Origin of the sequence: Mesorhizobium loti R88b (assembly GCF_013170845.1) — a bacterium.
GTDB lineage: Bacteria > Pseudomonadota > Alphaproteobacteria > Rhizobiales > Rhizobiaceae > Mesorhizobium > Mesorhizobium loti_B.
The window spans coordinates 4,731,185-4,745,149 of record NZ_CP033367.1 but is presented as its reverse complement, the minus strand read 5'-3'; the positions used below and the strand labels follow the sequence as shown (position 1 = coordinate 4,745,149).

Genomic DNA, 13,965 nt, shown 5'->3' with positions numbered 1-13,965 from the left:
CCAACCGCCCGTCCGCCATTCAGGTGTCCCTCGACGGCACACATCGCACGGCACGGCCCTTGCAGCCTTCCTGAAACGACTGTGCGATTTCATGGTAAATGGAAGGTTAAGATGGCCCAGATGGAACTCTTCCTGTTTGCTTTTGTCGTCGGGCTGACGGTTTGCGGGCTGACGGGCTCGACGATGGAACTGGTGTCGGGCCGCAAGGTCGCCTTCACCGAGCCCTATGTGTCGGCCTCGCATGTGCTGCGCTCGCTGGCGGCCACCGCTGGCGCCGGGCCGTTCATGCTGGTCAACGCTGCTCTCGATGCCCGGCGCGAGAATCGCATTTCGACAGTGGCGCTCCTGTCATGCGGCTGCACCGCGATTGCCTGGTCCCTGGCGCTCGGCATCGTTGTACTTGCCATTGCCTCATGGACGATCGGTCTCCTAGGGTCCGGCATCTGAGACGATTCGGAGGCCGACAATGCCGCTTTATGCGATCGACGGAACTGAGCCCAGCTTCGCGGATGCGGACACGAACTGGATCGCGCCCGATGCGACGCTGATCGGCGACATCAGGGTCGGCCGCAATGCCGGGTTCTGGTTCGGCGTCGTCATTCGTGGCGACAACGAGCCGATCACTATCGGTGCCGACACCAACGTGCAGGAACACACGGTCATGCACGCCGATCCCGGCTTTCCGCTGACCATTGGCGAAGGCTGCACGATTGGCCACCGGGCCATGCTGCATGGCTGCACGATCGGCGACAACAGCCTGATCGGCATGGGCGCCATCGTGCTGAACGGTGCGAAGATCGGCAAGAATTCGCTGGTCGGTGCGGGCGCGCTGGTCACCGAGGGCAAGGAATTTCCCGACAATTCGCTGATCGTCGGCTCGCCGGCCAAAGCGACCAGGGTGCTGGACGATGCGGCTGTCGCCAGGCTGCGCGGCTCGGCCGTGCACTATGTCGCCAACGGCAAACGTTTCAAGGCTGGGCTGAACAAGGTTTGAGGCAGCTTGGCCAATAGCTGTCGCTTACCGTTTTAATCGCGAGCTGACTTACTGTCCGCTGGAGCCACGCCCGGCCATCGCATCGCGCAACAATGACGCGCCGGCTTCAAAGCCGGTAATGTCGGCTTCCTCGGCGGCTGTACGATAGTCGTCGACGCGGGTTTCGAGCGTCGGGTCGGCGCCTGCCGCCAACAGCAGGCGGATCGCGTCGGCGCTGCGAATGGCCACTGAGTAGTGAAGCGGCGTCCAATCATTCACGCCCCGCATGTTGGGGTCGGCGCCAGCCTCGATCAACAGCCGGACGACTTCCAGCCTGTCGGCCCGGTCGGCGGACAGCGCGGCAATGATTGCCGGAAACCCGCCGTGATCCCCGTAGTTCGGGTCTGAGCCCGCACCCAGCAAGGTCGTGATGAAGCCGACGGAACTCCAATAGATCGCGTATTCCAGCGGATGGCCGAGGCCGAGTTCAAACGGCATGCGCTCGTCGAACCAGCGGAGCGAACCGCCCAGGGCTGCACCTAGCGTCTCGAAGTCGCCGGCTTTGAAGGCATCTTCAATCGCCTTGAACAGGCGATGGCGCTCGCACCGATCTTCCGGGATTTCCAACATCGCCGTGGTCCAAGGGTGGCTTTTGATCGCTAATACTGGAGCGATCAAAAGCCATTTGAAATATCATTTTAGCAAGCGATGACACTCAAGCGGATGCCATTTCCTGACCGCTACTCGCCTTCGGACGCGCTGCTGGTAAGCAACGGGCGACAACACATCTCGCATCTTATGGCGAGTTCTATTGCAAAATACGCACGCTGCAACAATGTTATCGAGGTTGTCCCGGCCGCCGTCCGTTCGCGGTATTAAATGTTCCGCGGTGCAGCGGAAGCGGTTGAGCAGTCCTTCAGGGAGATTGCGCTTCGCCGCCGCCCGCGGGTCTCCATCCCACATCGGAAAATCGCAGTAGAAGCATCGCCAATTCTGCCTTACTGCCTGCGTTGTTCTAAGTTCTACCAGCCTGTTTGATTTGCACATTTCGCACATCCTTTGCTTCATCAACATGAAGCGGATGTGCAGCAACCCTTTAAAAGATTGCCCCTCATTCGGAAGGGACGAGCCCTCGCACGAGACGGCACCCAGTAGAGCGCCACTCCGCAGTATTTAGTGGTGGATGCCGATAAACAACAGCACCCATTAGGTCACCCACAACGGCTACAAGACGAACTTTAGAACGTCTCCACATACCTATGATATTCTAGAGTTTGGCGACAATCAAGTCGATCTGGATACCAGGCGAATGGCGCGCTGGCGCCGGAGCGGGCAAAGAGTTACGGAAAATCCCATGGGTCGGGTAAAGCAAAAGTACAACAGACGTGAAGCCGAAATGCGTTTTGAGCGAGTATATGAAACCGTCAAGGGTAACCGTTGCATCTATTGCGGGATGCCGAATGACGGCAAATCTGATCATCAACCTCCAGTATATGTCCTTCACAGGTTCGCGGACGGCGGATTGGTTACCAAGAAGGCAATCCGGGAGAGGTTTGGTCAGTGCAAACTGGTCCCTTGTTGTACCATCTGCAACATGGGGCTTGGTGCCTTTCACGGTTCGACAGACAGCGATCGCAGGCAGGAGATTGTAAATTGGCTTCTGGTGGATGACCGATACCCGACCGACAAGATCGTTTTGGATGTCGCAAACCGGCTGATTGAAGACCGCCTCCAAGGCAAGCGTGGGACTGAGATTTACGAGTTTCCCGGTGTTGGTCGTGTTATCTACATCAGCGCTTTGGTCGGTTTGATCGAAGGAGAGTTCCGCTGCCCCGATGAATTTCCAGATTGGTTGATGGTTACCCAATCAGAACTCGCTGATTGGCTTCGGGGAGCGCCAAGACGAAAGTCGAAGTATTTTTTAGATATGGCAAATCTTGAGAGTTATGACCTGGTGCCCGACGCCCGAGACGACCCTCGTGGTCAATTCAAAGCTCAATAGTCGTCGCCTCAAGCTCCCCCAGAAATGGCGGAGCCGGCCCGGGGACGGGGCCGGCTCCTTTGACCCGGTCGTTGGGGACGGGGAGGGTGGGGACTCGACCGGGTTTCTCGTTACGTCCTAGCGGACGCTGGCGACCGCGTCGGAGCGGCCGTCGTTGATCGTCACCCAAACGCCGGAATTCTCCGTCGATTGACGCTTGAGATAGGTATAGTCGGTGTCCGTCCAGGACAGCACCTTGGTTTCCAGATTGTCGAGAATGAACTCGCCGAGGCTCGTGCGCACGGTCAGCACGGCGTGGCCGTCGCCATTCGGCTGGCGCGCAACCGTCATCAGAAGATCTCCGGCCGGCACGCCCGCACTCATCAGCTCGCGACGCTTCTCCAGCGCGTAGTCCTCGCAATCGCCATAGCCATTGTCGGGATAGGACCAGTATTCTTCGACACCGTAGTTTTCCATGTCGGTGCGTGGCTTGATGCGGGTGTTGACTGAATTGTTGACGTTGATGATCGTCGCCCAGAGCTTGCGGGTCAGGTCGACCGGCTCGCCCTTGGGCGTCTTCTCGTTGCATTCGATTGGTATGCGCTGGCAGAATTCATAATGGCCAACAGGCTGTGTGGTGCGGCCGCCGGTGTGCATATAGGCCGGTCCCGCGGCATATGCTGATCCCCAAGCGAAAAGCTGCATCGCCATTGCCACCAGCAACAGCTTGCCCCTCGTTTTTTTCATTTTTAGTCTCCCCGTTCGAAGGAGACATTGCCACAGCTGGATTTATTTGACGCAAAAGCGCGAAGCAGACTTTAAGTAAAACGCCAGTAGAATAAACATAAAATTTGAATCATTTGAGTATTGAATTGTTTGGATTGCCGAATCTGGCCTGCTGGGATGCGTGGCTTTGCGGCCTGTCCCCGCAGATGGCGGCCTCGGATTACCCGAAGCGACGTCGATCGCTTTCCAGGGGATGTCGGTCGCTTTCGCCAGAAACAAAAAACCGGCCGCGAAGGGCCGGTTTGATTGCCTGTCCTATCCGGTCAGGCGCGCGGCGTGTTGAATTCGGAATCGAGCGTTTCGGGGCGCTGGATGACGGCGAATTCGATGGCGACGCCATCTTCGAAATGGCGAACGATCTGCCCGCGCATGGTGCCAAGCATGACCTGGATGCCGATCGCCGGCTTGACGTCGATCTCGACCGCGGCGCCCGACAGCGACAGATCGATGATCCGGCACTGGTACTGACGGCCGTCGGTAAGCTGCAGCACGCTCGTCGGGTTGCGCGGCGCGACGCGCTCGTGGCGGCGGTCTTCCGGCAGGTCGAGCTCGTGCTTGTTGGCAAGCCAGGTCAATTGTGCCGCAAGCTTGTCCTTCTTGCGGTCGGACGCAATCACCGTCATGGCGAAGCCGTCCTGCAAGGTGCGCGTGACGACGCCTTCGATGCGGCCGATATGGTCGATATAGGCGATGACCTTTTCGCCGGGCATGCCGACCCGGTCGGTGCGGAACGCAACGTTGCCGGGCGACATGTCGACAACCTGGCAAGGGTGTTCGGTGCGGTCTTCCAGCATGAAGCGCCCGTATATCTTGACGCGGACGCGCTGAAAGTTACGCCTTTCAGCTTGGGACGGCGCGTAGTCGACCGCCGCTGACCTCATGACTGCCTACACCCCGTTTGGCATTCCCGCGCGTCAATGCGAAGGACTTCATCAAAGAGGTACAACAAAGCGGGTTAACAAAGGGAAAAAACGAGCCCGCAAGACCATGGGATCATCAACTATTCCTCGCGCCCGCCGTCGAAAACGACGAGGTGGCGGATGCGGCGCGCCCGGCCAAGCGCCGAGATCGTTTCGGGCGCCTCGAGCTCGGCTGGAACAAGCGAGGGAACGTTGATCGCCGGACGGTTGTTGAGGAGTTCCTTCTCCGGATCGATGACACGGATCGAATCGATCATTGCGTCCGTGATCGGGTCGGCGCCCAGCCAGAACGGCTTCTCTGCCGCGCTGATCACGCCGAGGCAGCGCGGATTTTCGACGCCGCCGTCAAGCGGCAAGGCAAGCAGTTCGAACTTGTTGGAGCGGCCGTTGCGGCTGAAGCCCTCGAAATTGATCAGCACGACCGATTTCTGGTCGAAGACACCATGAATCAGCCTGGAGACCAGGCGCTGATCCTTCTCGCGCCACAGCGACGGGAACGAGAACCCCTTGAGTTCGCGGCCATAGCAGGCGCAGAGCCTGGTGCCGGCCAGACGGAACACGGGTTGCCCGCGCGTGTCCTTTTCCAGGATGAATGTATCAGCCAGCAGCGACTTGATGTCGGCCGGCTCGACTTCCGAACGCTTCGGAGCAGGGCGTCCGTCACGCAGGCGGTTCCAATAGTGGAACAGCGTGATCGATCCGTTTTGGTTCATAATATGCTGCTCCGCGCATTCTGTCGTCTGATGTCCCATCGGTGAACAGAAGGGCGCCCTCCGATGACTTACATGCGTTGCAGAGCAGGAAGCGTGCCAGCGTCGTTAACACTTGTTCACGGGTCGGGGCCGTTAAGGTTAACAACTGGTTTACGTTGCGCCGAAGCAGGCCCTGTGGCACACCAAAACCACTCCAGAAGCGGTCGTTTCGCGACGATCGGCAGCACTTCAGTCAAGAGTTTTAGGGGAGCAGGGGGCTCGACCGGCCGTTCAAGGGAAACCTTGAACGGCTTCTTTTTTGATTCGCGCCGCATGATTCGCGGTTAACGGTGGGCATGATTTTCGCCCTTCGCAGCATCTGCGGCGGTCCGATGATCAATGGTGCCGGCATAGCCTGATCCCCGCGCTGTGCGACAGGCGGCAGCAACATTTGCCAATCACGCACCGCGAAAGAGAAAAATCTGCGTTCCGAGCGGTTCTGTTGCCGCTGTACCCTTCGTGAATTCGCTTCTTGAGGCGCGACGGCGGCGATCCCGCAGTCCGGAGACGTGTCTCGTCAGCGTAATTCCCTGGGGAAACCTTCATGAAGACTTCTATCCTTGGACTGATCACCGCCGGTCTGCTCGCCAGTGCAATTCCAATCGGCGCCGCTCATGCTGCCGGAATTGCGGGCGCTCCCGCTCCTTTCGACAAGGGCGGCGTGAAAGTGGCGCTTGTCACCTTCATCTCGGCCGGCGACTTCTTTCAAGCCTATCAGGCCGGCGCGACGAAACAGGCCAAAGCGCTCGACATCGACCTACAGATCTTTTCCGGCCGGCAGGATGCCGCTGCGCAGCGCGACCAGATCGACCAGGCGATCAATCTCGGTGTCCAGGCCATCATCATCGACCATGGGCAGCCCGAGGCGCTGAAGGACGTCGCGCAGAAGGCGCTCGATGCCGGCATCAAGGTCGTCGCCTTCGACGTCAATCTCGACAATCCGAAGATCCCGCAAGTCGAACAGTCCGATCACGACCTTGCCAAGGCGTCGCTCGGCCAGGCGCTCAAGGACAATGGCACCTCGTTCCAGGTAGGTTATGTCTATGTCGCCGGCTTTGCGCCGCTCGACCGCCGCAACGAAATCTGGGACGAGACCAGGAAGGCCAATCCCGGCATCGTCGAGAAAGCGCGCTGGGGGACGGTCAACGACACGACCGCCGTATCGACCGCCGACCAGACCAAGGCGGCATTCCAGGCCAACCCAGACATCTCGGTCGTCTTTGCCCCCTATGACGAGTTCGCGCGTGGCGTGAAGCTTGCCACTGACGAACTCGGCATCTCGAAGAAGGTGAAGATCTATTCGGCCGACGTGTCGACCGCCGACATCACCGAGATCACCGCGGAAGGAAGCCCGTGGGTCGCCACCGCGGCCACCAATCCGGCCGTCGTCGGCGCGGTTTCGGTGCGTGCGGCGGCCAAGCTGATCGCCGGCGAGGATCCCGGTCACAACATCATCGTCAAGCCGGTGCTGCTGACACAGGAAGAACTGCGCAAGAATGGCATCAAGACAGTCGAGGATCTCGACGCCAAGCTTCCAGCCTTCGGCCAGAGCGATGCGGCGGCGGCCAGCTGGATCCCGTCCAACTGACTTTTCTTTTCCTCTCCCTCGTTTGCCGCGAGGGAGAGGAGATGTCGGTTGGAGGTTGGGTTACCGCTTCTTTCCCAGGCCGAAGGTCAGCGCCAGCGCGCCAACCAGCACGACGCCCTTGACGAAATCCTGCGTGTAATAGGGTGCGTTCAGCATGGTGAGGCCGTTGAGGAGCACGCCGACGAAGATGGCGCCGACCACCGTGCCGATCACATGCGGGCGGCGCTTGTCGAGCACGGCATAGCCGATCAGCGAGGCTGCCACGGCATCGAGCAGCAGCGAATTGCCCGCCGAAACGTCGCCACGGCCGACACGCGAGGCTACGATCAGCCCTCCCAGCGACGCAAGCGTGCCTGACAGGATGTAGGCCCAGAGCCGGTATCTCTTGGTTGGCGCACCGGCAAGATGCGCGGCCGTTTCGTTGCCGCCGATCGCGTAGAAGACACGGCCCCAGCGCGTGCGCTCCATCAGGAACCACGCCAGCACGGCGACCACTGCCATCACCACGACAGACAGGGGAATCGTGTCGAAAAGCCGCGACCGGCCAAGGATCAGGAACGCCGGATCGTAGGCGCCAAGGGCCGATGTGCCGTCGGGAAGCACCATGCCGGCGGTGATCGAGCGGCCACCCGTCGGGATCAGTTGCAGGCCGGCGAGCAGGAACATGGTCGCCAGCGTGGCGAGAAGATCGGGCACGCCGACGCGGACAATCAGCAGCCCGTTGACGAGGCCGATAAAGGCACCCATCGCCAAGACCAGAACCATGGTCTCAGCCGCGTCCAGCTGCCACACGACCATGGCGTAGCTGGCCGCCATCACCGACGAAGCGGCGATGCTGCCGACCGACAGATCGAAGCCGTTGGCCGCCATGGTGATCGACACGCCGACGCCGAGAATCGCCACCACCGAAACCGCCTGCAGGATCGAGAACAAATTGGCCGAGCGGATGAAGGCAGGCTGCGCGTACCAGAACCCGACCACCATCAGCGCCAGCAGTACGAAGAGGGCATAGCGGCGGGTTTCGCGGACAAGCGATGTGCGCGAGGCGGTCGGCTGTGCCGTTGTCGGATAGGTCATCGGTGGTCTCCGGCCTTGTCGCTCTCGACCTTGCCGATCTGGTCGGTCAGCGAGCCATGGCCGTCTCCGGCCTCATGAAGTGAGTGATTGCGCATAACGAGGATGCGGTCTGCAACCTCCAGCGCCTCTTCTGTGTCGCTGGTCGCGATCAGCGTGGCGGAGCCGCCTTGGCTGTTGCGGATGGCGGCGATCAGATCGGCGCGCGCGCCGACGTCGACGCCCTGGAACGGTTCGTCCAGCAGCAGCAGCCGGCAAGGCGCGGCCTGCCATCGAGCGAGCACGACCTTTTGCTGGTTGCCGCCGGAAAGCTCGTCGAGCGTGTCGTCGGGTCCGCGGGCCTTGATGCCGAGCCGCGAGATCGCCTCCGTGGCCACCTTGCGCTCGCGCCGGGTTCTGAGCAGACCGCCCGGAAACCAGCGTCTGAGATGCGGCAAGGCGATCGTGCCGGCGATCGAGGCGCCGGGAACTTCCGGTGGCAGCAGCGAAGATTGCCAGCGATCCTCGGCGACCATAAAGACACCGCTTTCGATCGACTGTGCCGGCCCGCTCGAAAGCCAGGGCTTCCCATCGAGTATGACGCCGCCTTGCGCCAGCGTTTCGAGCCCAAAAAGCGCGCGCAGCAACCGGCTCTTGCCCGATCCGAGCGTGCCGGTGATGGCGACAACCTCGCCGGAGCGCAGGTCGAGATCGAAGGGGGGCGCTCCGGCAACCAGCCGCGCGCGCCTAATGGAGGCGATGATCGGGGCGGCTGATGTCTTGCCGTCATGCATGGCGGCTTCCAGTGTCCGGCCGATCATGGCCGCGACAGCCGCTGGGAAATCGATCGGCCTGGCAAAGGCACCAACGATGCGGCCGCCGCGCATGACAACGGCACGATCGGCGATTGCCGCAAGGTCGCCAAGCCTGTGCGAGATATAGAGGATTGCCATGCCGCTGGCGCGCAGCCGGCGGATGATGGCGAACAGCCGCTCGGCTTCCGTGGTCGACAGGCTCGACGTCGGCTCGTCGAGGATAAGCACCGAGGCCTTGGCTGCGACGGCGCGGGCGATGGCGATCAACTGGCGTTCCGCCGGGCGCAAATCGATGAAGTCGCGGTCGAGCGGCAGATCGAGGTCGATCAGCGCGGCGATCGCGCGCGCCCGCCGGCGGATCGATGCCGCCGACACGAGGAAACGTCCCGTGCGGCCACAAAGCTCGTCAAGCAGGAGGTTTTCGGCAACCGTCAATCCGGCGGCACCCGCCTGGTCGGTCGCCTGGTGCACCGTCGCGATGCCGGCGGCCTTGGCGGCGCTGGGCGAGGCGAAGGTGACGGCGTTGCCGCCCAGCGTGATGGTGCCCGTGTCGGGCGTGTACGAGCCCGAAAGGATCTTCACCAAGGTCGACTTCCCGGCGCCATTGGCGCCCATCAGCGCCACGACCTCTCCGGCTGCCACGGCAAGATCGGCGCCGGCGAGCGCGCGTGTCGGTCCGAAGGATTTCTCGATGCCGTTGACGGAGACGGCGATGGCTGAATTTGCTGAGGGCAAGATGCGTGAGCTTCGGGTTATGGCATTGCGCTTGGGGCGGCGAGTTTTGGCCGTCTTTCTCACCCGGTATGGCGCGGCATTGTAGGGAGGCGGCTCGTCGCTTCCGAGAACGCGCGTTGCGAGTTTTTCAAATCCCGGAGCAATTCCGCTTCGTTTCCTTTCGTTTCATAGCAAATGCCGGCGACGCCGTACGGCGCGTTTGCCGTTCGAGAAACAGAATTGTTCCAACCCGAGCATCCTTGCTCTAAAGCTCGCGCATCGAATCCCTGGACCAGATGCGCATGAGTGAACCGGTAAGCCCTTCGGAAACCGAATCCACCGAACCGACACCGGAGCCCCGGCGCGAGCCGGTGTTCAATCTGCCGCCCATCGTGCTGGCGGTGATCGGCATTTGCGCGGCCGTCTTCCTGCTGCAGCGATATGTGCTCAACGACGCCCAGCAGATGACGCTGCTCTACGACGGAGCCTTCATCCCTGTCCTCTATACCGGTCAATACGGCTTCGACTGGTTCCTGTTCACGCGCCCCTTCACTTACGCCTTCATGCATGGCGGTTTTGCCCACATCGCCATCAATATGGTCTGGCTGGCCGCCTTTGGGTCGCCACTTGCCAATCGCCTTGGCGCGCTCTGGTTCGCGCTGTTCTTCGCGGCCACCGGACTGGCCTCAGTGGTGCTCTTCTGGGCCATGCACCCATACGGTGAAGCGCCGCTGGTCGGCGCTTCCGGCGCAATATCGGGCATGATGGGTGCCGCGGCGCGTTTCGGTTTCCGCACCGACCGTTCGGCCGGCAAGGCGGCCTTCGCCGGCCCGGTGCTGCCGATCGCCATCGTCTTGCGCTTGCGCGGTGTCGTGATCTTCCTCGCTGTGTGGATGATCATCAACCTCGCCACCGGCCTCCTCGGCTTTGCCCCAGGAGTGGACGGCCAGATCGCTTGGGAGGCCCACATTGGCGGCTTTGTCGCCGGCTTCTTCGGCCTACGCTGGTTCGATCGGCGATGGCAGCCGGCCGAATGGGAGAGCACCGACCGCCGCACTTGAAATGCAACCGATCACGGCGCACGATGTTCACTCTTATGTGAAGCCGGTCTGGGCAGGGGACCGGAAAGCAAAGCGGAGGAGGAAGCCATGACTGTTAAGGCAATTCTCGAGAGAAAAGGCCACGACGTGATGACGCTCGGGCCGAACGAAAAGCTCAGCGAAGCCATCCGCATCCTGGCCGAACACAAGATCGGTGCGCTGGTCATCACCAATGGCGATCGCAAGATCGTCGGCATCCTGTCCGAGCGCGACATCGTGCGGGTCGTCGCCAAGGAAGGTGGCGCGGCACTCGATATCGCGGTGCGTTCGGCAATGACGCCGAAGGTGAAAATCTGCAATGAGAACCACACCGTCAACGAGGTCATGGAAATCATGACCAGGGGCCGCTTCCGCCATCTGCCAGTGGAAAAGGACGGCCTGCTCGACGGCATCGTCTCCATCGGCGACGTGGTCAAGCGCCGTATCGAGGATGTCGAGCGTGAGGCCGACGAGATCAGGGCCTACATCGCCACTGCCTGAGCGGCGAACGGAACCGCCGGCCGGAGTGCCGACCGGCGGAACCACAGTCTATCTGTTGTCCAGTTCGGAGCGCACGAGTTCGAGCCCACGCCTTGTGATGCGGTAGGGACCGCCATCCGACGACGAAACCGCCTTCTTGCGTTTCAACTTTCGAAACAGGTCGAGATCGACGCCCGGATAGTGCCAGCCGTCGCGGGTCAGGCTTTTGACGGAGGCGATCCGTTTTTTCTGGTTCTTTTCGATTTCAATGCGTCCGCCCTGCGCCAACAGGTGCAGGATGCGCTGTCTCACAGCGCCGCGCGTCCTCTTGGACGCGCAAAGGACGCTGTGGCACCTATCACTTGGCGCATGATCCTTTCCGAAAATCGATTCCGATTTTCGGGGTCATGCGCTGCGCGAAATATCCATGGGAGAGTTTTTCCGGGAAAACAAAAAATGCCGCCGCCGCGAAGCTTCGCGGCACGGGGTTTCAGGTTTTCTGCCCTGCCTCGCTAAGAGGTCAGGGCCCTACCGGGACTGAGCGTAAGTGGACATCCACTCTCCATTGGGATGGGCATCCTATAGGCGAAAGTGGCCGAAAAGGCCAGCCCGCGGCTTTGCGCTTGTCTCTTTTGGCGGTTTGCACTAGCGAAGTGCCAACACCCAAATTCGCGAAAATCGCAATATTCGTGAGCAAGAAGCGCAGGCTACCATGACCCTCATCGATACCCGCACGCCCGACGCAAAACGCCTGATCTCCGGCACCACCGGCGACTGGGAAATCATCATCGGTCTCGAAGTGCACGCGCAGGTCATCTCGCAAGCAAAATTGTTCTCCGGCGCCTCGACCGCTTTCGGTGCGGCCCCCAATGCCAATGTCAGCCTGGTCGATGCGGCCATGCCGGGCATGCTGCCTGTCATCAACGAGGAATGCGTCAAGCAGGCAATCCGCACCGGTCTCGGCCTGAAGGCTGAGATCAACCACAAGTCGGTTTTCGACCGGAAGAACTATTTTTATCCCGACCTGCCGCAGGGCTACCAGATCTCGCAGTTCAAGCAGCCGATCGTCGGCGAGGGCACGGTGATCGTCTCGGTCGGACCGGACCGGCAGGGCGAGTTCGAGGATATCGAGGTCGGCATCGAGCGGCTGCATCTGGAACAGGATGCCGGCAAGTCGATACACGACCAGCATCCGACCATGTCGTATGTCGACCTCAACCGCTCCGGCGTGGCGCTGATGGAGATCGTCTCCAAGCCTGACCTGCGTTCGGGGGATGAGGCCAAGGCCTATGTCACCAAGCTGCGCACCATCATGCGCTACCTCGGCACCTGCGACGGCAATATGGATGAAGGCTCGCTGCGCGCCGACGTCAACGTTTCGGTCCGCCGGCCCGGTGGCGAGTTCGGCACCCGCTGCGAGATCAAGAACATGAACTCGATCCGCTTCATCGGCCAGGCCATCGACTATGAGGCGCGCCGCCAGATCGCCATCCTGGAGGATGGCGGCAAGATCGACCAGGAAACGCGGTTGTATGATGCCGTCAAGGGCGAGACGCGCTCGATGCGCTCGAAGGAAGAAGCGCACGACTACCGCTATTTCCCCGATCCCGATCTTCTGCCGCTGGAATTCGACCAGGCCTATGTTGATGCTTTGGCCATAGGACTGCCGGAACTGCCCGACGACAAGAAGGCACGGCTGATCTCCTCGCTGGGTCTCTCGACCTATGATGCTTCGATCCTGGTGTCGGAAAAGTCGGTTGCCGACTATTTCGAGAAGGTGGCCGCCGGACGTGACGGCAAGCTTGCCGCCAACTGGGTCATCAACGATCTGCTCGGACAGCTGAACAAGGCGGGCAAGGACATTGAAAATGCTCCGGTTTCGCCCGATCAGCTCGGTGCGGTCATCGACCTGATCAAGGATGGCACCATCTCAGGCAAGATCGCCAAGGACCTGTTCGAGATCGTCTGGAACGAAGGCGGCGATCCGCGCCAGTTGGTCGAAAGCCGTGGCTTGAAGCAGGTCACCGACACCGGCGCCATCGAGAAGGCGGTCGACGAGGTGATCGCGGCCAATCCAGACAAGGTCGAACAGGCGCGCGCCAAGCCGACCATGGCTGGCTGGTTCGTCGGCCAGGTGATGAAGGCGACCGGCGGCAAGGCCAATCCGCAGGCCGTCAACGACCTCGTCAAGGCCAAGCTCGGCATCGAGTAAGGCCATGTTCGTCCGCACCGCAGGCGAACGCGACCTTGATGCCATTCGGGCAGTGCTGGTCGAAACCTGGCATGCGACGTATGACGCCATATACGGCGCGGCCAAGGTCACCGAGATCACCGACGAATGGCATTCGATCGCTTCGCTGAAGGCCCGGCTGATCAAACCCAACAGCGACTTCCTCGTTGCCGATGACGGCAAGCGCATTGGCGGCGTGGCCTTCGCCGAAAGCATCGACGGCGGCAAGACGGTTGTCCTGAGACAGCTCTACGTGCTGCCCGGCCTGCAAGGGCGGGGCATCGGCGGCATGCTTCTCGATGAGATCATCGAAAGTTTTCCCGAGGCCGATGCCATCCGTCTGGAAGTGGAGGCGCAAAACACACGCGCCATCGCCTTCTACGAAGCCAACGGCTTCGTGCGATCCGGCGCGGCCGGTGATCACACCGGTGCCTCTGGCGAGCCGACGCTGGTCTATCGCCGGCCTCTTGCCGGCTGATCGCTTCGACGCGCACCTGTCTGGATCACCTTCGCGCGAGCCGTGCGGTGAAGGGTCGTTTTCGTTTGACGATCCGAGAGTCCGGCACCAAGCTTGTGCAGCTGACCGTGCGGAAG

16 protein-coding genes are annotated in these 13,965 nt (G+C 61.2%); 8 read left to right on the top strand and 8 right to left on the bottom strand.

Features of this window, described 5'->3' with window-relative positions:
• Nucleotides 1-111: 111 nt before the first annotated feature.
• Nucleotides 112-447, top strand: coding sequence for a DUF6949 family protein (locus EB235_RS23150; RefSeq protein WP_027028749.1), 336 nt, complete (start codon nt 112-114; stop codon nt 445-447).
• Between the two features lie 19 nt (nt 448-466).
• Nucleotides 467-994 carry a gamma carbonic anhydrase family protein gene (locus tag EB235_RS23145; RefSeq protein ID WP_027028750.1) on the top strand — a complete coding sequence of 176 codons (528 nt, stop codon included), beginning with the start codon at nt 467-469 and terminating at the stop codon, nt 992-994.
• Nucleotides 995-1,042: 48 nt separating this feature from the next.
• On the opposite strand, the gene EB235_RS23140 is transcribed toward EB235_RS23145, so the two are convergent.
• Nucleotides 1,043-1,651 carry an ankyrin repeat domain-containing protein gene (locus tag EB235_RS23140; protein WP_245268734.1) on the bottom strand — a complete coding sequence of 203 codons (609 nt, stop codon included), beginning with the start codon at nt 1,649-1,651 and terminating at the stop codon, nt 1,043-1,045.
• Nucleotides 1,652-1,666: 15 nt separating this feature from the next.
• The gene (locus EB235_RS35300) at nt 1,667-1,936 is read right to left on the bottom strand and encodes an HNH endonuclease (RefSeq protein WP_432443032.1); all 270 of its coding nucleotides are present in this window, start codon (nt 1,934-1,936) and stop codon (nt 1,667-1,669) included.
• A 391-nt stretch (nt 1,937-2,327) separates the two neighbouring features.
• On the opposite strand from EB235_RS35300, the gene EB235_RS23130 reads away from it, so the two are divergent.
• Nucleotides 2,328-2,975 (top strand): hypothetical protein, encoded by a 648-nt coding sequence (locus EB235_RS23130; protein WP_155256235.1) that lies wholly within the window; start codon nt 2,328-2,330, stop codon nt 2,973-2,975.
• Between the two features lie 117 nt (nt 2,976-3,092).
• Here the strand turns inward: EB235_RS23130 and EB235_RS23125 are convergent, their stop codons facing one another.
• From EB235_RS23125 to EB235_RS23115, 3 genes are all read right to left on the bottom strand, one after another.
• The gene (locus EB235_RS23125; RefSeq protein WP_027028753.1) at nt 3,093-3,701 is read right to left on the bottom strand and encodes a transglutaminase-like cysteine peptidase; all 609 of its coding nucleotides are present in this window, start codon (nt 3,699-3,701) and stop codon (nt 3,093-3,095) included.
• Nucleotides 3,702-4,003: 302 nt separating this feature from the next.
• Nucleotides 4,004-4,621, bottom strand: coding sequence for a PilZ domain-containing protein (locus EB235_RS23120; RefSeq protein ID WP_027028754.1), 618 nt, complete (start codon nt 4,619-4,621; stop codon nt 4,004-4,006).
• A gap of 119 nt (nt 4,622-4,740) precedes the next feature.
• On the bottom strand, nt 4,741-5,373 hold the full coding sequence (locus tag EB235_RS23115; RefSeq protein WP_027028755.1) for a PAS domain-containing protein: 633 nt from the start codon (nt 5,371-5,373) through the stop codon (nt 4,741-4,743).
• Between the two features lie 583 nt (nt 5,374-5,956).
• Between EB235_RS23115 and EB235_RS23110 the strand changes: the two genes are divergently transcribed.
• Nucleotides 5,957-7,000, top strand: a complete 1,044-nt coding sequence (locus EB235_RS23110) for a substrate-binding domain-containing protein (protein WP_051429560.1) — start codon at nt 5,957-5,959, stop codon at nt 6,998-7,000.
• Between the two features lie 60 nt (nt 7,001-7,060).
• Here EB235_RS23110 and EB235_RS23105 read toward each other — a convergent pair whose 3' ends face one another.
• Both EB235_RS23105 and EB235_RS23100 read right to left on the bottom strand, forming a co-directional pair.
• Nucleotides 7,061-8,077 carry an ABC transporter permease gene (locus EB235_RS23105; RefSeq protein ID WP_027028757.1) on the bottom strand — a complete coding sequence of 339 codons (1,017 nt, stop codon included), beginning with the start codon at nt 8,075-8,077 and terminating at the stop codon, nt 7,061-7,063.
• Nucleotides 8,074-9,603, bottom strand: a complete 1,530-nt coding sequence (locus EB235_RS23100; protein WP_027028758.1) for a sugar ABC transporter ATP-binding protein — start codon at nt 9,601-9,603, stop codon at nt 8,074-8,076. The genes EB235_RS23105 and EB235_RS23100 overlap by 4 nt, the downstream gene beginning before the upstream one ends.
• 281 nt (nt 9,604-9,884) lie before the next feature.
• Here EB235_RS23100 and EB235_RS23095 point away from each other — a divergent pair, with 281 nt between their 5' ends.
• Entirely contained in the window at nt 9,885-10,643 is a 759-nt protein-coding gene (locus EB235_RS23095) for a rhomboid family intramembrane serine protease (RefSeq protein ID WP_032926198.1), read from the top strand.
• Nucleotides 10,644-10,730: 87 nt separating this feature from the next.
• Nucleotides 10,731-11,162, top strand: coding sequence for a CBS domain-containing protein (locus EB235_RS23090; RefSeq protein ID WP_027028760.1), 432 nt, complete (start codon nt 10,731-10,733; stop codon nt 11,160-11,162).
• A 48-nt stretch (nt 11,163-11,210) separates the two neighbouring features.
• Here EB235_RS23090 and EB235_RS23085 read toward each other — a convergent pair whose 3' ends face one another.
• Complete coding sequence (locus EB235_RS23085; protein WP_027028761.1) at nt 11,211-11,453, bottom strand: YjhX family toxin; 243 nt, start codon at nt 11,451-11,453, stop codon at nt 11,211-11,213.
• A 400-nt stretch (nt 11,454-11,853) separates the two neighbouring features.
• Here EB235_RS23085 and gatB point away from each other — a divergent pair, with 400 nt between their 5' ends.
• Both gatB and EB235_RS23075 read left to right on the top strand, forming a co-directional pair.
• Nucleotides 11,854-13,353: an Asp-tRNA(Asn)/Glu-tRNA(Gln) amidotransferase subunit GatB gene (gatB, locus tag EB235_RS23080; protein ID WP_027028762.1), complete on the top strand. Its 1,500-nt coding sequence runs from the start codon at nt 11,854-11,856 to the stop codon at nt 13,351-13,353.
• Between the two features lie 4 nt (nt 13,354-13,357).
• Nucleotides 13,358-13,849, top strand: a complete 492-nt coding sequence (locus tag EB235_RS23075; protein ID WP_027028763.1) for a GNAT family N-acetyltransferase — start codon at nt 13,358-13,360, stop codon at nt 13,847-13,849.
• The last annotated feature ends 116 nt before the right edge of the window (nt 13,850-13,965 follow it).